The organism is Methylobacterium symbioticum (genome assembly GCF_902141845.1).
GTDB classification, from domain to species: domain Bacteria; phylum Pseudomonadota; class Alphaproteobacteria; order Rhizobiales; family Beijerinckiaceae; genus Methylobacterium; species Methylobacterium symbioticum.
In genome coordinates this window covers 16,781-38,662 of sequence record NZ_CABFPH010000002.1, presented here as the reverse complement: position 1 = coordinate 38,662, position 21,882 = coordinate 16,781, and the positions used below count along the sequence as shown (strand labels likewise).

19 protein-coding genes are annotated in these 21,882 nt (G+C 70.1%); 12 read left to right on the top strand and 7 right to left on the bottom strand.

Annotated elements, in window-relative coordinates; genetic code table 11:
* Window positions 1-250: 250 nt before the first annotated feature.
* Genes MET9862_RS01035 through MET9862_RS01025 form a run of 3 tightly spaced genes read right to left on the bottom strand, consistent with a single transcriptional unit; the run spans window position 251 to window position 4,358 of the window.
* Entirely contained in the window at window positions 251-1,447 is a 1,197-nt protein-coding gene (locus tag MET9862_RS01035; protein ID WP_142581256.1) for an acyl-CoA dehydrogenase family protein, read from the bottom strand.
* Window positions 1,448-1,449: 2 nt separating this feature from the next.
* Window positions 1,450-2,634, bottom strand: coding sequence for an acetyl-CoA C-acyltransferase (locus MET9862_RS01030; RefSeq protein ID WP_142581255.1), 1,185 nt, complete (start codon window positions 2,632-2,634; stop codon window positions 1,450-1,452).
* A complete protein-coding gene (locus MET9862_RS01025) occupies window positions 2,631-4,358 on the bottom strand; it encodes an AMP-binding protein (protein WP_142581254.1) in 1,728 nt (575 codons plus the stop codon). The genes MET9862_RS01030 and MET9862_RS01025 overlap by 4 nt, the downstream gene beginning before the upstream one ends.
* 166 nt (window positions 4,359-4,524) lie before the next feature.
* Between MET9862_RS01025 and MET9862_RS01020 the strand changes: the two genes are divergently transcribed.
* From MET9862_RS01020 to MET9862_RS00980, 9 genes are all read left to right on the top strand, one after another.
* Entirely contained in the window at window positions 4,525-5,715 is a 1,191-nt protein-coding gene (locus tag MET9862_RS01020) for a CaiB/BaiF CoA transferase family protein (protein ID WP_142581253.1), read from the top strand.
* A gap of 34 nt (window positions 5,716-5,749) precedes the next feature.
* Window positions 5,750-7,840 (top strand): 3-hydroxyacyl-CoA dehydrogenase NAD-binding domain-containing protein, encoded by a 2,091-nt coding sequence (locus MET9862_RS01015; protein WP_142581252.1) that lies wholly within the window; start codon window positions 5,750-5,752, stop codon window positions 7,838-7,840.
* A gap of 418 nt (window positions 7,841-8,258) precedes the next feature.
* The gene (locus tag MET9862_RS01010; RefSeq protein WP_142581251.1) at window positions 8,259-8,933 is read left to right on the top strand and encodes a trna delta -isopentenylpyrophosphate transferase; all 675 of its coding nucleotides are present in this window, start codon (window positions 8,259-8,261) and stop codon (window positions 8,931-8,933) included.
* Window positions 8,934-9,025: 92 nt separating this feature from the next.
* Window positions 9,026-9,322 (top strand): hypothetical protein, encoded by a 297-nt coding sequence (locus MET9862_RS01005; RefSeq protein WP_142581250.1) that lies wholly within the window; start codon window positions 9,026-9,028, stop codon window positions 9,320-9,322.
* A 137-nt stretch (window positions 9,323-9,459) separates the two neighbouring features.
* Complete coding sequence (gene gyrA / locus MET9862_RS01000; protein WP_142581249.1) at window positions 9,460-12,186, top strand: DNA gyrase subunit A; 2,727 nt, start codon at window positions 9,460-9,462, stop codon at window positions 12,184-12,186.
* Window positions 12,187-12,400: 214 nt separating this feature from the next.
* Entirely contained in the window at window positions 12,401-12,904 is a 504-nt protein-coding gene (gene coaD, locus MET9862_RS00995; protein WP_142581248.1) for a pantetheine-phosphate adenylyltransferase, read from the top strand.
* Window positions 12,905-12,929: 25 nt separating this feature from the next.
* Window positions 12,930-13,478 carry a peptidylprolyl isomerase gene (locus MET9862_RS00990; RefSeq protein ID WP_142581247.1) on the top strand — a complete coding sequence of 183 codons (549 nt, stop codon included), beginning with the start codon at window positions 12,930-12,932 and terminating at the stop codon, window positions 13,476-13,478.
* A gap of 128 nt (window positions 13,479-13,606) precedes the next feature.
* On the top strand, window positions 13,607-13,939 hold the full coding sequence (gene tolA / locus MET9862_RS00985; RefSeq protein WP_438616585.1) for a cell envelope integrity protein TolA: 333 nt from the start codon (window positions 13,607-13,609) through the stop codon (window positions 13,937-13,939).
* A gap of 94 nt (window positions 13,940-14,033) precedes the next feature.
* A complete protein-coding gene (locus MET9862_RS00980; protein WP_142581245.1) occupies window positions 14,034-14,492 on the top strand; it encodes a peptidylprolyl isomerase in 459 nt (152 codons plus the stop codon).
* A gap of 39 nt (window positions 14,493-14,531) precedes the next feature.
* Here the strand turns inward: MET9862_RS00980 and MET9862_RS00975 are convergent, their stop codons facing one another.
* A complete protein-coding gene (locus MET9862_RS00975) occupies window positions 14,532-15,272 on the bottom strand; it encodes a phosphodiester glycosidase family protein (protein WP_438616584.1) in 741 nt (246 codons plus the stop codon).
* Between the two features lie 234 nt (window positions 15,273-15,506).
* On the opposite strand from MET9862_RS00975, the gene MET9862_RS00970 reads away from it, so the two are divergent.
* Window positions 15,507-15,998 (top strand): hypothetical protein, encoded by a 492-nt coding sequence (locus MET9862_RS00970; RefSeq protein ID WP_142581243.1) that lies wholly within the window; start codon window positions 15,507-15,509, stop codon window positions 15,996-15,998.
* 40 nt (window positions 15,999-16,038) lie between these two features.
* Here the strand turns inward: MET9862_RS00970 and MET9862_RS00965 are convergent, their stop codons facing one another.
* A complete protein-coding gene (locus tag MET9862_RS00965) occupies window positions 16,039-16,455 on the bottom strand; it encodes a DUF4174 domain-containing protein (protein WP_142581242.1) in 417 nt (138 codons plus the stop codon).
* A 122-nt stretch (window positions 16,456-16,577) separates the two neighbouring features.
* Here MET9862_RS00965 and curA point away from each other — a divergent pair, with 122 nt between their 5' ends.
* Both curA and ssb read left to right on the top strand, forming a co-directional pair.
* On the top strand, window positions 16,578-17,591 hold the full coding sequence (gene curA / locus MET9862_RS00960) for an NADPH-dependent curcumin/dihydrocurcumin reductase (protein ID WP_142581241.1): 1,014 nt from the start codon (window positions 16,578-16,580) through the stop codon (window positions 17,589-17,591).
* A gap of 204 nt (window positions 17,592-17,795) precedes the next feature.
* A complete protein-coding gene (ssb, locus tag MET9862_RS00955) occupies window positions 17,796-18,347 on the top strand; it encodes a single-stranded DNA-binding protein (RefSeq protein WP_142581240.1) in 552 nt (183 codons plus the stop codon).
* A gap of 312 nt (window positions 18,348-18,659) precedes the next feature.
* Here ssb and MET9862_RS00950 read toward each other — a convergent pair whose 3' ends face one another.
* The gene (locus MET9862_RS00950) at window positions 18,660-19,211 is read right to left on the bottom strand and encodes a YciE/YciF ferroxidase family protein (protein ID WP_142581374.1); all 552 of its coding nucleotides are present in this window, start codon (window positions 19,209-19,211) and stop codon (window positions 18,660-18,662) included.
* A 203-nt stretch (window positions 19,212-19,414) separates the two neighbouring features.
* Window positions 19,415-21,868, bottom strand: a complete 2,454-nt coding sequence (locus MET9862_RS00945; protein WP_142581239.1) for a PAS domain-containing protein — start codon at window positions 21,866-21,868, stop codon at window positions 19,415-19,417.
* Window positions 21,869-21,882 lie beyond the last annotated feature (14 nt).

Here is a 21,882-nt window from a genome sequence, read left to right as displayed (position 1 = left end):
ACGTGCCCCATTTGATCCGGTTCTCGCTCTCCCGTGACGCGACCAGGTTCACGCATCGTCAGGGGAAGGGCGCGCTCTCCCTCCCCCCGCTGCGGGGGAGGGTGGCCCCCAAAGGGGGTCGGGAGAGGGGAACCCGACTTCCGGCACAGGCCCCGCGTCGATGCCGAGCACGCGCTTGCAGCGTCGCTCCCCTCTCCCGCCTCGCATCCGCGAGGCACCCTCCCCCGCAGAGGGGGGAGGGTTGGGTGCGTCACAACCCCAGCACGCCTTTGGCGATGACGTTGTGCTGGATCTCGTTCGAGCCGCCGTAGATCGAGACCTTGCGGTTGTTGAAGTAGCTCGGCGCGGCCGCATCGACCCAGTCGAAGCCGCCGGGCGGATCGTTGGCCCCGGCGCCGCGCTCGGGCGCGGCCAGGGCGAAGGGTCCCGCAAGCTCGACGAGCAGCTCGGTCGCCGCCTGCTGCAGCTGCGAGCCGCGGATCTTGAGGAGGGAGGAGGCGGGGTCGGGCTGAACCGAATCCGCGCGGCCCTGCCGCGCCGCCACACGCATCTGCGTGATCTCCAGCGCCTTCAGCTCGATCTCGACCTCGGCGACGCGGGTGCGGAAAGCGGGATCGTCCCACATGGTGCCGTCGCCCGCGGGCATCTCCTTCGCGAGCCGCTTGATGCGGGTGATGCGCTCCTTGGTCAGGCCGATCCGGGCGATGCCGGTGCGCTCGTTGGCGAGCAGGAACTTGGCGTAGTCCCAGCCCCGGTTCTCCTCGCCGACCAGGTTCTCGACGGGCACGCGCACGGAATCGAAGAACACCTCGTTGACCTCGTGCCGGCCCTCGAGCGTCAGGATCGGCCGCACGGTGATGCCGGGGCTCGTCATGTCGATGAGCAGGAAGGAGATGCCGCGCTGCTTCTTGGCCTCCGGGTCGGTGCGCACGAGGCAGAAGATCCAGTCGGCGTGCTGGCCGAGCGTGGTCCAGGTCTTCTGGCCGTCCACCACGTAGTGGTCGCCGTCGCGCACGGCCCGGGTCTTGAGCGAGGCGAGGTCCGAGCCGGCGCCGGGCTCGGAGAAGCCCTGGCACCACCAATCGTCGAGATTGGCGGCGCGACGCAGGAAGCGTTCCTTCTGGACCTCGCTGCCGAAGGTCGCGAGCACGGGGCCGAACATGTAGCAGTTGAATTGCTGCGGCAGCGGCACGGCGGCCTGCAGCAATTCCTCCGTGTAGATGTAGCGCTGGATCGGGGTCCAATCCTGGCCGCCCCATGCGCGGGGCCAGTGCGGCACGGCCCATCCCTTCGCATTGAGGATGCGCTGGGAGGCGACGATGTCGTCCTTGGTGAGGCCGCGCCCCTCCGAGACCTTGCGGCGGATCTCGGCCGGAATCTCGCTGCGGCAGAAGCTGCGCACCGCGTCGCGGAAGGCGACCTCCTCGGGTGTGAAGCGCAGGTCCATGCTCAGGCTCCGATCTCGAAGAGGCCGGCGCAGCCCTGCCCGCCGGCGACGCACATGGTGACGACGGCGTAGCGCGCCCCGCGGCGGCGGCCCTCGATCAGGGCATGGCCGACGAGGCGGGCGCCCGACATGCCGAAGGGGTGGCCGAGGCTGATCGCGCCGCCGTTGACGTTGACCCGGTCGGGATCGATCCCGAGCCGGTCGCGGCAATAGATCGACTGGGAGGCGAAGGCCTCGTTCAGCTCCCACAGGTCGATGTCCGAGACCGTGAGGCCGTGCCGCTCCAGGAGGCGCGGCACGGCGAAGACCGGGCCGATGCCCATCTCGTCCGGGCCGCAGCCGGCCGAGGCGAAGCCGCGGACGGTGCCGAGGGGGGCAAGGCTCCGACGCGCGGCCTCCGCGGCCGACATCACCACGCAGGCCGAGGCTCCGTCCGAGAGCTGGCTCGCATTGCCCGCGGTGATGAAGGCGCTCTCGCCGCGCACCGGCGTCAGCTTCGCCAGCCCCTCCAGGGTGGTATCGGGCCGGTTGCCCTCGTCCTTGGCGAGCCGCGTCTCCACATTGCGCGTCTCGCCGGTCGCCTTGTCGGTCACCGCCATCATGGCCGTGATCGGCACGATCTCGTCGTCGAAGCGCCCCGCCTCCTGCGCCGCGGCCGTGCGCTGCTGGCTGGAGAGGGCGAAGACGTCCTGTGCCTCCCGGGAGATGCCGTAGCGTTCGGCGACGATGTCGGCCGTCTCGATCATCGGCATGTAGATCGCGGGCAGGTGCTGCGTCAGCCAGTCGTTGCGGGTCAGCTCGCGCTGCACGCGGGGCTGCACGAGGCTGATCGATTCGAGGCCGCCCGCAACCGCCACGGGGACGCCGTCGAGCACCACGCGGCGGGCCGCGCTGGCGATCGCCTCCAGGCCGGAGGCGCAGAAGCGCGAGACGGTGACGCCGGCCGATTGCACGGGCAGGCCCGCGACGAGGCTCGCGTGGCGGGCCACGTTGCCGCCGGTGGCGTTCTCCGGATAGCCGCAACCGAGCACGACCTCCTCGATCTCGGCCGGGTCGAGCCGCGCCCGCTCCACTGCGGCCCGGATCGCGTGCGCGCCGAGGTCGGCGCCGCCGGTGAGGTTGAGTGCGCCGCGGAACGCCCGGCCGATCGGCGTGCGGGCTGTGGAGACGATGACGGCCTCGTTCATGGTGCGTCCTGTCCGGTTCTCGCGGCGTGCCCCGAGGCTTCCCTCACCGCTTCCTTGGCCGCCTCCTCTGCGACGAGCACGCTGGCGAGCAGCTTGCCGGCCGGGCTGCGCGGCAGCGCCTCTCGGAACTCGAGGGCGCGGGGAATCTCGTGCCGGCCGATCCGGCTGCCGAGGAAGTCCTGCAGGGAGTCGAGCGTGAAGGGTTCGGCTCCCGTCTTGAGGGTGACGAAGGCCTTGGCGGCCTGACCCCGATAGGCGTCGGGCACGCCGATGACGATGACCTCGGCCACGTCCGGATGCTCGTAGATCGCGCTCTCGATCTGCACCGGATAGACGTTGAAGCCGCCGGAAATGATCATGTTCTTGCGCCGGTCGACGATCTCGAACACGCCGCGCGCATCCACCCGGCCGAGATCGCCCGTCAGGAACCAGCCGTCGCGGAAGGCGGCCCGGGATTCCTCCGGCTTCTCGAAATAGCCGGCGAAGACGTTGGGCCCGCGGATGGCGATCTCGCCGGTCTCGCCCGTGGGGAGCGCGCGGCCGGGATCGTCGAGGGAGACGATCCGCATGGCCACGCCCGGCAGCGGGATGCCGATCACGCCGGGGCGCAGCTCCGCACCCTTCGGCAGGCGCGTGCCGGCCGGCGCCGTCTCGGTCATGCCCCATCCGACCGAGAGGCGCACGCCCATCAGCCGCGTCAGCCGGTTCATCACCTCGAAGGCGAGGGGCGCGCCCCCGCTCATGCAGGAACGCAGGGAAGAAAAATCGACCTGCTCGATGCCCGGCCGGTTGAGGAGCGCGATCCACATGGTCGGCACGCCGGGGAAGGCGGTGGCGCGGCGCACCGCGATATCCTCCACGATCTCGGCCGGATCGAAGCGCTGGCGCAGGAGGATGGTGTTGCCCGCCCGGACGCAGCGCAGGAGCACGGTGGTCAGAGCGTAGATGTGGAACAGGGGCAGCACGCAGATCACCCGCGCCGAGACCGCGTCATCGTCGCCGTCGTCGCACCAGAGGCGGTACATCGAGGCCGCCGCCGTCAGGTTCGCATGGGTCAGCATCGCGGCCTTCGGCAGGCCGGTGGTGCCGCCGGTGAATTGCAGCAGCATCACGTCGCCGGGCGCGCGCTCCGGCCACGCCTCCGGCGGATCCGCCTCGAGCGCGGCGAGCGGGATCACGCCGGACCTGTCCGGGATCGGCAGCGGCGCGGCGACGGCGGAGGGCCCCCATTCGGCATCGTCGCCCACAAAGAGGCGCTCGACCTGTCCTGCGTCGAGGAGCCCGAGGGCGACGGGCAGGAAGCCCGGCAGGTTGGTGGTCACGAGGGCCCGGGCCCGCGTGGTCGCGAGCTTGTGAGCGAGCTCGCGCGGCGCGTCGAGGCCCGAGAGATGCACCACGGTCAGCCCGGCCCGGGCCGCAGCGAAGAAGGCGACCGGGTGGAAGGGCGTGTTCGGCAGGTGCAGGCCGATGACCGTTCCGGGCACGAACCCCGCCGCGATCAACCCGGCGGCAAGCCGCTCAACCCGCGCAGCGAATTCGGGGAAGCCGATCGCCCGGCCGCGGAAGTCGAAGAGGGGGCCCCGCGCTCGGGCGAGACCACGCGCCAGCAGATCCGGGACGGTGACGCGCTCGATCTCGCCGTCCCAGCGGCAGGAATCCGGGAAATGCTGCCGCCAGATCGGCCGCGACTCCGGGCTCGCCGCACGTTCGCGCGCTGCATCCATCGCTCGGCCAGCCTCCCTTGCGGCCTCGGAGCGCGACCTCGGACGGGCCGCTATCTCCGGCTTCGAAAATTCGATATGTGCTCGGGCAAACGCCTGTCAACGGACCGTACCGTATTTTCGAAAATGCGGTATCGGCCGTGTCACGGACGAGTCAGGAGAGGAAGCGATGACGGCGCAAGCCGGTGCCGACCTGCCGCTTGAGGGCGTGCGCGTGCTCGATCTCTCGCGGGTCCTGGCGGGCCCGTGGTGCGCGCAGGTCCTGGGCGATCTCGGCGCCGCGGTGATCAAGGTCGAGCATCCCGAGCGCGGCGACGACACCCGGGACTGGGGCGTGCCGACGGGGGCGGGCGGCACCACCTATTTCGACAGCGTGAACCGCAACAAGCGCTCGCTCGGCCTGGACCTCGCGAGCGAGGAGGGCGCGGCCATCGCGCGCGACCTCGCCGCCCGCGCCGACGTGCTGATCCAGAACTTCAAGCGGGGCGGGGCCGACCGGCTCGGCCTCGGCTACGAGCGGCTCTCGGCCGAGAACCCGCGGCTGATCTACTGCTCGGTGGCGGGCTATGTCGGGGACGGTCCGGAAGCCGAGCGGCCGGGCTACGACCTCGTGGTGCAGGGCGAATCCGGCCTGATGGCCATGAACGGCCGCGCCGAGGACCCGCCCTTGAAGTTCGGCGTCGCCGCGGTCGACCTCTTCACCGGGCAATACGCCGCGCAGGCCGTGCTCGCCGCGCTCTATGCCCGCGAGCGGACGGGGCGGGGGCGCCATGTCGAGATGGCGCTCTACGATTCCGGGCTCAGCCTCACCTCCTATGTCGGGCTCGGCGCGCTGGCGCTCGGGCAGGATCCGGCCCGCGTCGGCAACGCCCACCCGGCGATCGTGCCCTACGGCGTGTTCGAGGCGGCGGACGGCCCCCTCGTCATCACGGTCGGCAACAACGCGCAGTACCGCCGCTTCTGCGCGGTGATCGGCCGGCCGGAGCTTGCCGAGAATCCGGACTATGCGACCAATCTCGGCCGCTCACGCCTGCGCGAGACGCTCGGACCCGTGATCGAGGCGGAGCTGGCGCGGCGCCCGCGGGCGCAGCTCATCGCCGATCTCCAGGCGGCCGGCATCCCCTGCGGCGAGGTGCTGGGCCTGCACGAGGCCCTGCGCTCGCCGCGCACCGCCGAGGCCGGCATGCTCCACGACGGACCTGCCCCGGTCCTGGCCCCACCCTACCGCCTCGACGGCGCCCGCCCGCCGGTGCGCCGCACGCCGCCGCGCCTCGGCGCCGACACGGAGGCGGTCCTGGCCGAGATCGGCCTCGACGCGGCGCGGATCGGTGCGCTGCGCGCGCGTGGCGTGGTGGCCTGACCGGATCCCCCTTCCAGACCTGCGAGGACAACGCATGAGCGACAGAACCGAGATGCGCCGTGAGGGCCGGGTGGCGGTGATCACCCTGGCGACCCCGCCGGTGAACGCGCTGGGCGCGAGCCTCCGCGAGAGCCTGGCGCGGCGCATCGCGGAGGCCGGCTCCGACCCGGAGGTCTCGGCCATCGTGCTCACCGGGGCCGGCAAACTGTTCTGCGGGGGCGCCGACATCACCGAATTCGGCCGGCCGCCACAGGGCATCGACCTCAACGGGCTCAACGCCGCGGTCGAGGGCTCGGCCAAACCCGTGATCGCCGCGATCCACGGGCAGGCGCTGGGCGGGGGCACGGAGCTCGCGCTCGCCTGCCACCATCGCGTGGCGACGCCCTCGGCCAGGATCGGCCTGCCCGAGGTCAAGCTCGGCATCGTGCCGGGCGCGGGCGGCACGCAGCGCCTCCCGCGCGTGGTCGGGCCGCGGAAGGCCTTGGAGATCATCACCTCGGGCAACCCGGTCGGCGCCAGGGCGGCCTTGGAGACGGGGCTCGTGGACGCGCTGACCGCCGAGGATCGTCTCGTTGCCGATGCGATCGCCTTCGCCGAGCGCCTGATCGCCGAGGGCCGGCCCTCTCCAAGGATCCGTGACCGCGACGACAGGCTCGCCGAGGGCCGCGACGACCCGGGCTTGTTCGATGCTTTCCGGGCGGAGAACGCCAAGCGGTTCCGCGGCTTCGAGGCGCCGGAGGCCTGCATCGCCTGCGTCCGGGCGGCCTGCACCATGCCCTTCGAGCAGGGGCTCGCCTTCGAGCGCGAGACCTTCCTGCGTCTCGTGGCGGGCGCCCAGTCGATCGCGCAGCGCCATGTCTTCTTCGCCGAGCGCGAAGCCGCCAAGATCCCGGATCTGCCGGCCGACCTGCCGCTCCTGCCCATCACCCGGGTCGGCATCATCGGCGCCGGCACGATGGGCGGCGGCATCGCCATGAACTTCCTCAACGCGGGCATTCCGGTGCGCATCGTCGAGGCGAAGGCGGAGGCCCTGGAGCGCGGCCTCGCGACCATCCGCCGCAACTACGAGGGCACCGCTCGGAAGGGCCGGATCAGCGCCACCGACGTGGAGACCCGGATGGGCCTCCTCGCGCCGGGCCTCGACGTCGAGGCGCTGGCCGACTGCGACCTCGTCATCGAGGCGGCCTTCGAGAATCTCGACCTCAAGCGAGAGATCTTCGGCCGGCTCGACCGGATCGTGAAGGCAGAGGCGATCCTCGCCTCGAACACGAGTTATCTCGATATCGACGCCATCGCCGCCGCGACCGCCCGGCCCGAGCGCGTGCTCGGCCTGCACTTCTTCTCGCCGGCCAACGTGATGCGGCTCCTCGAAGTGGTGCGCGGCGCGAAGACCGCGCCTGCCGTGGTCGCCACCGCGATGGCGCTTGGCCGCCGTATCGGCAAGATCGCGGTGTTGGCAGGCGTCTGCCACGGCTTCATCGGCAACCGGATTCTCGCCCAGCGCCAGGCCCAGGCGAACCGCCTGGTGCTGGAGGGCGCGACACCCCAACAGGTCGATCGCGTCATCACTGATCTCGGTCTGCCGATGGGCCCCTTCGCCATGATCGACCTCGCCGGGCTCGACCTCGGCTGGTCGCGCGAGACCTCGAAGGGTGAGACCGTGCGCGAGATCCTGTGCGAGCGCGACCGCCGCGGCCAGAAGACGGGCAGGGGCTTCTACGACTACGACGAGGCCCGCAAGGCCACGCCCTCGGCGGAGGTGGAGGCCGTGATCCGCGCGGTCGCCGCGCGCCAGGGCGTGACGCAGCGGGAGATCTCCGATGAGGAGATCCGGGAGCGCTGCCTCTACCCGATGGTCAACGAGGGCGCGAAGATCCTCGACGAGGGCAAGGCCCTGCGCGCCTCCGACATCGATATCGTCTGGATCAACGGTTACGGCTGGCCGGTCTATAGCGGAGGCCCGATGCATTGGGCAGACGGGATCGGCCTCGCCCGGATCGTCGAGCGCCTGCGCGCCCTCGAGGCCGAGCACGGGCCGGATTTCACGCCGGCGCCGCTCCTCGCGACGCTCGCCGCCGAGGGCGGCAGCTTCTCAGCGTTCGACAAGGCACGCCGCAAGGGCTGAGGCGAGGCTCCGTCTCTGCTGCGGAGGAGGGTGGCGCCCGAAGCGCGACTGGAGAGAGGGGATCCTCTTCCGGCCTCGCGCAGGATCCGCGACAGGCTCCCTCTCCCGTTCGGGAGAGGGTTGGGGCGAGGGATGAGAATTGTCCGGAGAGGTCGCGCCAGCGAAGCGGCTCCGGCTCCGCCCTTTCCTGAGAGTTCTCGACCCTCACCCTGTCCCTCTCCCGCACGGGAGAGGGGCTCCCCGCCTCGTCCGGAAGGCCGGTCCCCGGTCCCGCAACGGGGGAGGGGTGCGGCGCATGCACCGAAATTCGCGCGCGCCGCGCCCTTGCGAGCCTGTGGAAAACTCCGCATATAGGTGAGAACAAAACACGAACGAATGGTCAAGCTCGCGGGCTTGGCCAAGCCGCGAGGTGCAGCGCATGCGAACCGCCGACAAGCAGATCGCCGACACCCTCATCCGCTACGGCGAGCCTTTCGCCGGCAATGTCTGGCGGGTCCAGGGCACGGCGGTGATCTATCACAAGACCCTGGAGCGCATCGCCGCGCAGGCCGGCATCCGCTTCGAGCCGCCGACGATCATCCGCTCCGAGCGCGACGAGGCCGTGCTGCTCGTCACCGGCCACCTGCCGGGCGCCAAGGCCGGCGCCGAGCGGGTCGAGTGGTCGATCGGCGAGGCGCTGGTGAACGTGAACTACCGCGTCTCGGGCAAGCAGGCGGCCTATGTCTACGCGATGGCCGAGAAGCGGGCGAAGGACCGCGTCATCCTCAAGCTGATCGAGCTGCACGGGCTGGTCTATTCGGAGGAGGAGGCCGACGAGTTCCGCGGCGGCCGCCTCGCCGAGGTCCAGGCCGTGAGCGAGGATTTCGATGCGCCGCCCTTCGACGAGGTGACGGAGGCCGAGGCCGATCTGAAGCGGGCGATCGACGCCGCGGACACGATCAACGCCGTCACCGATCTGATGCTGGCCGGCGAGACGCAGCAGATCCTGGCCGGCATGCCCCAGGGCACCCGCGACGAGGTGCGCGACTACGCCAAGGCCCGCCTCGTGGCGCTCGGCTGGCCCGGGACAAAGGGCCGCCGCCGCGCCGCTTGAATTACCACGCCAGCCTGCGGCCCCCTCCTGAGGGGCCGGGCGGACCGATGACAGCCGCGGCCCTCGCGCCGCACCATCCGAAGGAGCCTTCGATGCGCCGTACCAACGACCGCCGTCAGGAGACCTACGTGATCGAGACGCTGAGCTACAGCCCGACCCGGCTGGTGCGGCTCGGCCGCCGCAAGGTCGCGATGCTGTTCCAGCCGGCCGAGCCGGGCGCGCCCTGGCAGCTCTACCCCCATCCGGACGCCTTCCCCGGGCTCACCTTCGAGGGGTTGCCGGCCCCGCTGCGACCGGAATTCATGAGCTTTTCCGATCTGGGCGCGGTCGAGGATTTCCTCGGTCTCCGAAAGGCCCCGAAGGCTGAGCCGATGGCGCTTGCGGCCTGACGCGGAGCCTTGCGCGGGGCCGTCGTGATCATTAATTAACCACTTGATATCATGGATTTTCCCGCGCGCTCGGATGGGCGCGACGCGATCCCGAGGGGTGCGACCCTGCGCGCGCCCCGCGTTCTGGACAGGTAGCCTTGGCCGAGACAAACGATCCGGGGGCCGGCGCGCCGCCGCCCGCCACCGACATTCGCCCCGTCTCCATCACCGACGAGATGCGCCGCTCCTACCTCGATTACGCGATGAGCGTGATCGTGAGCCGCGCTCTGCCGGACGCGCGCGACGGCCTGAAGCCGGTGCACCGGCGCATCCTCTACTCTGCCTTCGAGTCAGGGCACCTGCCGGAGCGCAAATACGTCAAGTCGGCGCGCATCGTCGGCGACGTGATCGGTCTCTACCACCCGCACGGCGACCAATCGATCTACGACGCCCTGGTGCGGATGGCGCAGGACTTCTCCATGCGCCTGATGCTCATCGATGGGCAGGGCAATTTCGGCTCGGTCGACGGCGATCCGCCGGCCGCCATGCGCTACACCGAATCGCGCCTGGCCAAGCCCGCGATTGCGCTGCTCTCGGATATCGACAAGAACACCGTCGATTTCGGGCCCAACTACGATGAGTCGCGCGAGGAGCCCAGCGTCCTCCCGGCGCGCTTCCCGAACCTCCTGGTCAACGGGGCGGGCGGCATCGCGGTGGGCATGGCCACCAATATCCCGCCGCACAATCTCGGCGAGCTGATCGACGCCTGCGTGGCGCTCCTCGACGATCCGGGCCTGTCGATCGAGCAATTGAACGAGATCGTCCCCGGCCCGGACTTCCCGACCGGCGGCCTCATCCTCGGCCGCGCCGGCACCCGGCAGGCCTACAATACGGGCCGCGGCTCGATCATCATGCGCGCCCGCTCGCATGTGGAGGAGCTGCGCAAGGAGCGCGAGGCGCTGATCTTCACCGAGATCCCGTTCCAGGTGAACAAGGCGACGCTGATCGAGAAGATCGCCGAACTGGTGAAGGAGAAGCGCGTCGAGGGCATCTCGGACCTGCGCGACGAATCCGACCGCTCGGGCATGCGCATCGTGGTCGAGATCAAGCGCGATGCCATGGCCGACGTCGTGCTGAACCAGCTCTACCGCTACACGCCGCTGCAGACCTCGTTCGGCTGCAACATGGTGGCGCTGAACGGCGGCCGACCCGAGCTGATGAACCTGAAGGACCTGCTCCAGGCCTTCAACGACTTCCGCGAGGAGGTCGTCTCCCGGCGTACCAAATTCCTGCTCGGCAAGGCCCGCGAGCGGGCCCACGTCCTGTGCGGCCTCGCCATCGCGGTCGCCAATATCGACGAGGTCATCCGCCTGATCCGCACCTCGCCGGACCCGAACGCGGCCCGCGAGGCGCTGATGGGCCGCGACTGGCCCGCCCACGACATCGCGCCCCTCATCGCGCTGGTGGACGACCCGCGCCACCGGGTGGCCGAGGACGGCACCTACCGCCTGTCCGAGACCCAGGCCCGCGCGATCCTGGACCTGCGCCTGCAGCGGCTGACGGCGCTCGGCCGCGACGAGGTCGGCGACGAGCTCAAGGTGCTGGCGGACGAGATCGCCGATTATCTGGACATCCTGCGCTCGCGCGCCCGCATTCAGGCGATCGTGAAGCAGGAACTGACCGAGGTGCGCGAGCAATTCGCGACGCCGCGCAAGACCGAGATCGTCGACTACGATTCGAGCGTCGAGGACGAGGATCTGATCGCCCGCGAGGACATGGTCGTGACCGTGTCACATGCCGGCTACGTCAAGCGCGTGCCGCTCTCGACCTATCGGTCGCAGCGCCGCGGCGGCAAGGGCCGCTCCGGGATGAGCACGCGCGACGAGGATTTCGTCACGCGGCTGTTCGTGGCCAACACGCACACGCCGGTGCTGTTCTTCTCCGACCAGGGTCAGGCCTATAAGGAGAAGGTCTGGCGCCTGCCGATCGCCGCGCCGAACGCCCGCGGCAAGGCGCTGGTCAACATCCTCCAGCTCCAGCAGGAAGGCGAGCGCATCACCACGATCATGCCGCTGCCCGAGGACGAGGCGTCCTGGGAAACGCTCGACGTGATGTTCGCCACCGCCTCGGGCAATGTCCGGCGCAACAAGCTGTCCGACTTCGTGCAGGTGAACCGCAACGGCAAGATCGCGATGAAGCTCGACCCGGGCGACCACATCGTCCATGTCGAGATCTGCCGGCCAGATCAGAACGTCCTGCTGACCACGGCGGAGGGTCAGTGCATCCGCTTCCCCGTGGAGGATGTGCGCGTCTTCAAGGGCCGCGACTCGACGGGCGTGCGCGGCATCAATCTCGGCGCCGGCGACAGCGTCATCTCGATGGCGATCCTCAACCATTTCGAGGCCACGCCGGAGGAGCGTGCCGGCTATCTGAAGATGCGCCGCGCGGTCATCGGCGACGGCGTCGAGGGCGAAGCCGCGGAGAACGGCGAGGCCGAGGAGGCGAGCGCCGCCGCGATCTCGTCGGAGCGCTACGCCGAGATGGGCGGCGCCGAGCAATTCGTGCTGACGCTCTCGGAGCGCGGCTTCGGCAAGCGCTCATCCTCCTTCGAGTACCGGACCTCGAACCGCGGCGGAAAGGGCATCACGGCGATGCGGGTGAATGCCCGCAACGGCAAGCTCGTCGCCTCCTTCCCCGTGGAGAGCACCGACCAGATCATGCTGGTCACCAATGGCGGCCAGCTCATCCGCGTGCCGGTGGACGACATCCGCATCGTCGGCCGCGCCTCGCAGGGCGTGACGGTGTTCAACACCGACAAGGCCGAGAAGGTCGTCTCGGTGGAGCATATCGAGGGCGAGGAGGATGGCGGGGAGGAGGCGGCCTGAGCGGCGCCTCCGGGCAATCTGGAAGCCGCCCCGCGCTCCTCGAGCCTATTCTGTTCGCCCATCGTATCGTGCCCGGCGTGCTCTTCCTCCCCCCTGCGGGGGGAGGGATCGCGCCAGTCCACCCGATCCGTGACGCGGCAAGGTCCGTGGTTTCGGCCGCGCCCGCCGGGGCGCAGGTTCCGTTTCCCATCAAAACGCGCTAGGTCCGGCCGCGATGAACCGCACAGCGCTCTATGCCGGATCCTTCGATCCGGTCACGAACGGCCATCTCGACGTGGTGCGCCAGGCGTGCCGGCTGGTCTCGCGGCTCGTCATCGCCATCGGCGTGCATCCCGGCAAGGCGCCGCTCTTCTCGGCCGACGAGCGGGCGGAGCTGCTGCGCGAGACCTGCGCCCCGCTGGCCCAGGCCGAGGGGACGGCGCTCGAGATCGCGACCTTCGACGACCTCGCCGTCTCGGCGGCGCGCCGCTTCGGCGCGACCCTGTTCATCCGGGGCCTGCGCGACGGCACCGACCTCGACTACGAGATGCAGCTCGCCGGCATGAACGGGGCGATGGCCCCCGAGGTCCAGACCGTGTTCCTGCCGGCCTCGATCCATGTCCGCCCGATCACCGCGACCCTCGTCCGGCAGATCGCCGCGATGGGCGGGGACGTCGCCCCCTTCGTGCCCGCCCCCGTGGCAGCACGCCTCGCCGCGCGCTTCACGCGGACGCCCTGATTTCCCGACTGAACGGAGACGCCCCATGAACCGACGCCACGCCGTCCTCGGACTCGCGCTCGCCGCCACGCTCGCGCTCGCCCCCGCGGCCCAGGCCGCCGGACCGGACACGGTCTATCTCGACACCAAGGACGGCCGCGTCACCATCGAGCTGCGCCCGGACCTCGCACCCAAGCACGTGAAGCAGATCAAGACCCTGGTGAATCAGGGCTTCTACAACGGCCTGAAGTTCCACCGCGTCATCGACGGCTTCATGGCCCAGACTGGCGACCCAAAGGGTAACGGCACCGGCGGCTCCAAGCTGCCCGACATCCCGGCCGAGTTCTCGCAGGCGCCGTTCCTGCGCGGCACGGTGGGCATGGCGCGCTCGGGGAACCCGAACTCGGCGAACTCGCAGTTCTTCATCTGCCTCGGCCCGGCGAACTTCCTCGATGGCCAGTACACCGTCGTCGGTGTCGTGACCGACGGGATGAACGTGATCGACAAGGTCAAGAAGGGCTCCAAGAGCGACAACGGCGCGGTCCAGGATCCCGACAAGATCGTGAAGATGCAGATGGCCGAGAAGGCCAACTGAGCGCTCGGTATGCCCTCGCGGCGCTCGCGGGCCTCTGCGCCCTGGCGCCGGGGGCGGCCAGCGCCTCGTATTACGGCGCACCGGGGCCGCCGCTGACCCTGCCGCAGACCCTGCGCGGCACGGTCGCGGTGCCTCTGCCGGAGAGGCCGGCGGAGCCTGCGGACACGCTGGCCGCGCTCTACCCGGTGCTGGCCGCCTGCTGGCAGCCGCCCGAGGGCGCGAGCGATCAGGAGATCGAGGTCACGGCGCGATTCTCGCTTCGGCGGGATGGCAGCCTGATCGCGGTGCCCCGCATCGTGTTCACGGCCGGCGTCTCGGGAGAGGGGCGCCGCCGCCTCGCCAAGGCGACGCTCGCCGCGCTGCGGGCCTGCACCCCGGCGCGGATCACGCCGGATCTCGGGCGGGCCATCGCGGGCCGGCCGATCGCGCTGCGCCTCATCCAGCGCCGGCGCGGTCCGTGACGGGCCCGGATTTGCCGCGGGCGCGTCCGGCGGGTACGCCCTCCGTCACGCCCGCCTGACTTCATCCCGTTTTCACCAACCAGGAGCGACTGACATGGCAGACACCGAGACCGTCGTGCTCGAGACCACCAAGGGCCGCGTGGTGATCGCGCTGCGCCCCGACCTCGCGCCGAACCACGTCGAGCGGATCAAGACGCTCGCCGCCCAGGGCTTCTACGACGGCGTGCCCTTCCACCGGGTGATCGACGGCTTCATGGCCCAGACCGGCGACCCGACCGGCACGGGCTCGGGCGGCTCCGACCTCCCCGATCTCAACGCCGAGTTCAACGCCGAGCCGCATGTGCGCGGCACCTGCTCGATGGCGCGCACGAACTTCCCGCACTCGGCGAACTCGCAGTTCTTCATCTGCTTCGACGATGCCCGCTTCCTCGACCGCCAGTACACGGTCTGGGGCAAGGTCATCGAGGGCATGGACGTGGTCGACACGATCAACAAGGGCGAGCCGCCGCGCTCCCCCGACAAGATCGTCAAGGCGACCGTCGCCACCGCCTGACACAGCGCGCGCCGCCCGGTTCGGCCGGGCGGCGCCGTCCTATCGCGTGACCGCGCCGACCAGCGGCCCGAGCGGGCGGCTGAGATCGTTGCGGCTCAGATTCGGCGCGTAGAGGCTCGACACGCTGCCGTCGAGGAAGAGCGCGTTGCGGCAGTGCAGGTCGTCCCGGAACAGCCGCGCGAAGGCGCCGAAGCTCACCGGGCGCTCCGAGATCGCGAACACCGCCGTGCGGCCGTCCTCGCGCACGCCGACGCCGTTGCGGATCTTCTGGGAGGGGCCATCCGCCGAGATCTTCGGGTGGATCTGCCCGTCGATCACCAGCATCGGCCCGGATTGCGTGGCGAAGTCCGGCTTCAGCTTGGCCTTGAGGTAATGCGCCGTGTCGAGCACGCCGGCGCGCTCGCCCTTCACGTAGAACACACCGTTGGGCTTGAGGTGGAAATTGCCCGGCCCGTTCGCGGTCGAGACGGGCTTCAGCTCGCGCCCCTCCTCGACATAGAGGCCCACCGGGGCCTGCCCCTTGTCGTACATGCCCGCATTCATGGCGAAGGTCAGCCGCGTGCCCTGCTTCTCGGCGAGGCTGCCGAGTGAGGCGTAGGGCAAGCCGTCCGGACCGAGCCAGAACAGGCGCACCCGCTGGCGTCGCAGGTCCAGCGTGCAGACCGTGAAGGTCTCGCCCTGGGCCTGGATCGGCGCGCAGGGGCCATCGACCGGCGCAGCGGGGGCAGGCCCCGCCAGGACCAGGGCGGTCGCGGCGACGAGAGCCCGCAATGCCGTCATCGTCATGGATCCTGACATCATGGGTCCTGACCGAACTCCGTATGTGGGCGCCGAGCGGGGCCGTTCTTCGCGCGAAATCCCGGGCGCTTTCAAGGCACCGCGCGGTCCAAGCCTCGGACACGGAACTTTGAGTGAACCGGACCGATCTGTCGCACGCGCTGGCCGAACAAGCGGCACTGTCCAAACGTTAATGAGTTGTTGGGGCATGTTCAGGTTGTTCTGGGAGAGTTTGAGATGAAGCGGGTTCTTCTGGCCTCGACTCTGATGGCCGGTGCGATGGCGATGCTGCCGGCGACCGCCGACGCGCGCGGCTTCGGCGGCGGCGGGTTTCACGGCGGCGGCTTCCATGGCGGTGGCTTCGGCGGCGGCGGCTTCCGCGGCGGGTTCGGTGGTGCCGGCTTCCGTGGCGGCTTCGGCGGCTATCGGGGCGCGGGCTTCGGAGGAGGCTGGCGCGGTGGCTACGGAGGCTGGCGCGGCGGCTATTACGGCGGCGGCTGGCGGCGTGGATACGGCTACGGCCTCGGCGGCCTGGGTCTCGGCGTGGGCCTCGGCCTCGCGGCGGGCGGCCTCTACGGCGGCTACGGCTATCCGGGCTATGGGTACGGATACGCCCCGGTCGGCTATGGCGCCTATGATTACGGCTATGGCGGCGGCTGCTACACGGTCCCGCGCGTCCGCTGGACGCCCTACGGCTACCGCCGCGTTCTGGTCGAGCGCTGCTACTGATGCATTCGGGGCCGGCCTGAACCGGCCCCGTTCACCCACCTCAACGCCGGGACCGCATCTCGTCGCGGCGCATCGGCATGGCGTCGATCGTGGCGAACAGGCGTTCCGGCGAGATCGGCTCGGACGCCGTGATCTTCGCCTCGCCGTCCTTGCCAACGAGCACGGCGCGGAACGTCGCATCGGGCAGGCCAAGCCGGCGCCGCAGGGCGACCGCCGCCTCGCCCGGCCCCACGGCATCGATCACGACGAGATCACGCTCGGTGAAGCCGGAGCGGGCCGCGGCCACGGCCTCCCGCTGCGCCCTCAGCCGCGCATCGGCGCCGTCCGGTGCGGCGACCACGAGGATGCGGGCCTGCCAGCGATGGGCGGCAAGCGGGTCCGGGGCCGCATGGCCCGCCGCGCTGCCCGCGACCGCCAGCGCCACGCCCCATCCGAGCGTTCCCGATCCGATCCGCATCGCACCGTCTCCATCCGTCCCAGGCGGTGAACGCGCGAGACGTTGGAGAGATCGCCCCGGATTTGCCGGATGCCGCGGGCGCGCCAGATTGCGGCGATCGGGAATGCCGACAGGAGATGTCCATGGCCGCCATGAACCGCCGCATCGTGCTCGCCGCTCGGCCGCACGGCGAGCCGAGCCCGGCCCATTTCCGGCTGGAGGAAGCACGCGTGCCGGTGGCGAAGGCGGGCGAGATCCTGCTGCGCACCCGCTGGCTCTCCCTCGATCCCTATATGCGCGGGCGCATGAGCGCAGCGAAATCCTACGCCGCGCCGGTCGCCATCGGCGAGCCAATGACCGGCGGCACGGTGAGCGAGGTGGTCGAATCGAACAATCCCGACTTCGCGGTGGGCGAGTTGGTCTCGGCCTTCGGCGGCTGGCAGGATTATGCGGTCTCCGACGGGCGCGGCGTTCAGCGGATCCCGCCGGGCGTCCCGCCGACCACCGCGCTCGGCATCCTCGGCATGCCGGGTATGACCGCCTATACCGGCCTTCTCACCATCGGCCGCCCCAAGGCCGGCGAGACCGTGGTGGTGGCCGCCGCGGCCGGCCCGGTCGGCTCCCTCGTCGGGCAGATCGCGAAGCTCAAGGGCGCACGGGCGGTGGGCATCGCGGGCGGCCCCGAGAAGTGCCGCTACCTCATCGACGAGCTCGGCTTCGACGCGGCGATCGACCACCGCGGCGACGACCTGCCCCAGGCCCTGGCGGCGGCCTGCCCCGACGGCATCGACGTGTATTTCGAGAATGTCGGCGGCGCGGTCTTCGAGGCGGTGCTGCCGCTCCTCAACGATTTCGCCCGGATGCCTGTCTGCGGCCTCGTCTCGGCCTACAACGCCACCGAGCTGCCGCCGGGGCCGGACCGTGCCCCGGCCCTGATGCGCACGATCCTGACCAAGCGCCTGCACCTGCAGGGCTTCATCGTCTGGGACTTCGCCGATCAGGCCGAAGCTTTCCTGCGCGATGTCGGCCACTGGCTGCGGGACGGCCGCGTGAAGCATCGGGAGGACATCGTGGAGGGGCTGGAGAAGGCGCCCGAGGCCCTCATCGGGCTGCTGAAGGGGCGCAACTTCGGCAAGCTGATCGTCCACGTTGCCTGAGATCGGGAAAATCCTCAGCCCAACCGGCGCCATTGCTTGCCGGAGGCTCCGAACAAATATAGAACATTCCTGGGCCCTTCCGGATTGTGTTTACCGGGAACAAGGACGGGGGCGGCGTTGCCGCCCCGGCCATCCCCGGTCATCACTGCCCGGCCCGGGCTCGAGAAACGAACGCCCAGTGAGATCGAACGGTAGGAGAGAGCGATGGCGGGCAGCGTGAACAAGGTGATTCTGGTCGGCAATCTCGGGCGCGACCCCGAGACGCGCCGGCTTGGATCGGGCGATCCGGTGGTGAATCTGCGCCTGGCGACCTCGGAGACCTGGAAGGACAAGTCCAGCGGCGAGCGCAAGGAACGCACCGAGTGGCACTCGGTGGTGATTTACAATGAGAACCTCGCCCGCGTGGCGGAGCAGTATCTGCGCAAGGGCTCGAAGGTCTATATCGAGGGTTCGCTGCAGACCCGGAAATGGACCGACAATTCCGGCGTCGAGAAGTACACGACCGAGGTGGTGCTGCAGCGCTTCCGCGGCGAGATGACGATTCTCGACGGCCGCGGCGGTGGTGGCGGCGACTTCGCGTCGGATGACGAGGGCGGCGGCCAGATCAGCCGGGGCGGCGATTACGGCGGCGGTGGCGGCGGTCGCAGCGATTTCGGAGGCGGGCGCGCCCAGGGTGGCGAGCGCCGTCCGGCCCCGAGCAGCGGCGGTGGCGGCGGCAAGGGCAATTACGACCTCGACGACGACATCCCGTTCTAGAGCCTGAGCCGAGTTCGGCACCGCCGGAGCGCTCTCCGGTGAAGCGGAAGCCGGTTCGGCAAAAGAGAGCGCGTCAACACAACGACACGGAGCCGTTCCCGATTGCGACACGATCGAGAGCGGCTCCAGAGACCGGTTCGAAGAGCAGGATCAGAGCCTCGGCTCTGATCCTTTTTCTTTGCGCGCCCGATGAGACACGAGCCGGAGTCAAGGACAGGCCCGTGCGACCCGGGTTTCGGTGACGGCGTCTCCCACCGCGTGCCGCCGAGAGATGAGGGGCGCCGCCCGGCGCCCTTCCGCGGCAACGGGGCCTCAGGCCGCCTTCCGACCGTTGCCCTTCGGCTCGACGGCCTCTTCGCCGTCGATCTCCGCGCCGGTACCCTCGACGTTGATGCGTTCGGCGATCTCGGTCAGGAGTTGGTCGGTCTTCTTCTCCTCCTGAAGCGTCTCGTCGAGGAGCTTGGCAGCATCCGGGTATCCGAGCTGTGCGGCCCATGTCTTGAGCGTGCCATAGCGCGCGATCTCATAGTGCTCGACCGCCTGCGCGCAGGCCGCCAGCACCGCATCGGCCGCCGGGCTGTCGCCGAAATCCTCCAGATCCTCCTCCATCTCGGAGGTCAGCCCCTGCATGGCCTCGCATGTCTTGGCGCGCGGGGCCTTTCCGATGATCTCGAACACCTGCTGCAGGCGCTCCACTTGGTTGGCGCTCTCCTCGGCGTGCGTCTCGAAGGCCGCGCGCAGCTCCTCGTGCTCGGCAGATTTCGCCGACTTCTTCAGAGCGCGAACAGACTGTTTCTCGGCATAATAGACGTCCTTCAGCGTCTCATAGAACGCGTCGTGCAAGGTTTTGCGCTTATTCGCCATCGTGATGCACTTTCCAGATCCGATCGACATGGGAGGCGTCTGAAACGCGCTCGTCCCATCTGTCTCTGAAACCCAGCACCACGCCGGCCGGATCCCGAAAAGTTGGGGTTGAGAACTGTCAAAAATTCGGGGACGCCCGCAGCCGCAGGAGGAACTTTCGTCGCTCCCGCGGATCCACGCGGTCCGACCGGATCCGCGGCCCCCTACGGGATCGGCCGCCGCGCCCGGACGGCGCTGAGCGCCGAGGCGACCTGCTCGGCCGAGTAGGGCTTGCGCACGAGCTCGAATCCATGCGCGTCGTTCCGCGCGAGTGCGTCGCTGTATCCGGTCGTCAGGATCACCGGCAGCTCCGGGTGGTCCGCCCGCAGGCGCCGCGCGAGCTCGACCCCGCCCATGCCCGGCATCACGACATCGGAGAACACGGCATCGAACCGGAACGGCACCCGCTCCATCTCGGCGAGGGCGGCCTCCGCGTTGTGCGCCCAGACCGTCGCGTGGCCGAGATCCTCAAGGAGCTGCGTGCAGAACCGGCCGACATCGAGGTTGTCCTCGACCACCAGCACGCACAATCCGCGCTCCGCGACCGGCGTCCCGATCCTCGCCTGTCGGGTGTCCGCGCTCCGCGAAGGCGGCTCGACCTCGGGCAGGAGGAGCGTGAAGATCGAGCCCCGGCCGAGCTCGCTCGCGACATCCACGTCGCCGCCCGACTGCTTGGCGAAGCCGATCACCTGGCTGAGGCCGAGCCCCGTGCCGTGGCCGACATCCTTGGTGGTGAAGAACGGCTCGAAGATGCGCCCGAGCAGCGCGGGTGCGATCCCGGTCCCCGCATCCGCGACGGCCAGGGCGGCGAAGGGGCCGGGCGCACCGGCATGGCCGCGGATGGGGGGCAGGGCCGCTCCGCAGGTCAGCCGGAGCGTCAGGACGCCGTCGCCCGTCATGGCGTCCCGAGCGTTCACCGCCAGGTTGACGAGGGCCGTCTCGAACTGGCTCGGATCGGCCAGGACGTAGCAGGGATTCTCCGGCACCTCGACGACGACGCGGATGCGCGCGCCGGTGACCGCGTTCAGCATGTCCGCCACGTCGTGAAGCCGGGCGCCCACGTCGAACACCTCCGGCTTGAGCGGCTGGCGCCGCGCGAAGGCGAGGAGCTGGCTCGTCAGGCGGGCAGCGCGGTCGACCGTGTCCGAGACGGCCCGGAGGTAGCGGGAGCGTCGCTCCTCGGCGAGGTTCGGCCTCTGCAGGAACTCGACCGAGGAGCGGATGATCGTCAGCAGATTGTTGAAGTCGTGCGCGACGCCGCCGGTCAGCTGGCCGACGGCCTCCATCTTCTGGGCGTGGCGAAGCGCTTCCTCGGCGCGGGCGAGCTGATCCTGGTTGCGCAGCCGCTCGGTGACGTCCTGCGCGTACTGGAAGGCGCCGATCCGGTGCCCGGACGCATCCCGCAGGATCGTGAACTTCAATTCGTAAGAGGGCCGCTTCCGCGCCGGATCGCCGAACTCCTCGACGACGGCGAACTCCTCGCCCGCGAGGGCGCGCGACCAGACGGTCCGTGCGGCCTCCCGCTGCGCGGGGTCCCGGGCCAGGAGGTCGAGAAGGCTTTCGCCGACCCGGGGAGTCACGCCGTAGATCCTCTCGAACTCTTCGGCATAGGCGCGGTTCACCGCCAGGAAGCGGTAGTCAAGGTCGAGGGCGGCGACCAGGGCATCGGTCGTCTCGAACACGTCGGCCCAGAGCTTGCGCTGGGCGAGCGCGTCTTCGGCGCGCCGCTCCAGCGTCTCGTTCATGTCCCGCAGACGCGCCTCCGCGAGCTTGCGGTCGTGCACATCCTCGACGACGCCGTACCAGCGGATGATGGCGCCGGCCTCGTCCCGCCGCGGCTGGGCGCGGGCGCGCATCCACCGGTACTCGCCGGTGGCGGCGATGCGGATGCGGTAATCCACGTCGACCGGCTCGCCAGAGGCCAGGCAATTCGCGAACACCGTCATGGTCCAGGGCACGTCGTCGGCGTGCAGCGCCTTCGCCCAGCCGGAGCCGAGCGGCTCGCCGGGGGCCTGGCCGGTGAGTTCGAGCCAGCGATTGGAGTAGGATTCGACGTTGCCGTGCGGGTCGCAGGTCCACGGGACCTGGGGGTTGAGCTCGACACTGTGCCTGAAGTGGTCCTCGCTCTCCCGCAGGCGTGCCTCACCGAGAACCCGGCCCGTCGTCTCTGCGGTCACGCAGAGCAGTCCGGTGATCGCACCCGCATCGTCCAGAACGGGCGAGTAGGTGAAGGACCACCAGCTCCGCTCGGGCCTTCCCTCCCGCGAGAGGTCGAGCATGACATCGGTCAGCGTCTGGCTCTCGCCGGCAAGGGTCGCGTCGACCAGGGGGCCGATCTCGTCCCAGATGCTGGCCCAGACCGTGCGGAACGGCTGGCCCAGGGCCGTATCGAGGCGATAGCCGAGCATCGGGCGGTAGGCGTCGTTATAGAAGCAGAGCAAGTCCGGCCCCCAGGCGAGAAACATCGCCGTCGGGCAGCCGAGCATCAGGGAGAGCGCGGCGCGCAGGGCCGGCGGCCAGCGCTCCGGCGGCCCCAACGCGGTATCCGACCAGTCCAGGGCACGGATCTCGGCGCCGGTCAGGCCACCATGGGGCAGGAAAGAGAAGGTGTCCGTCACGGTGTCCGCAGCCC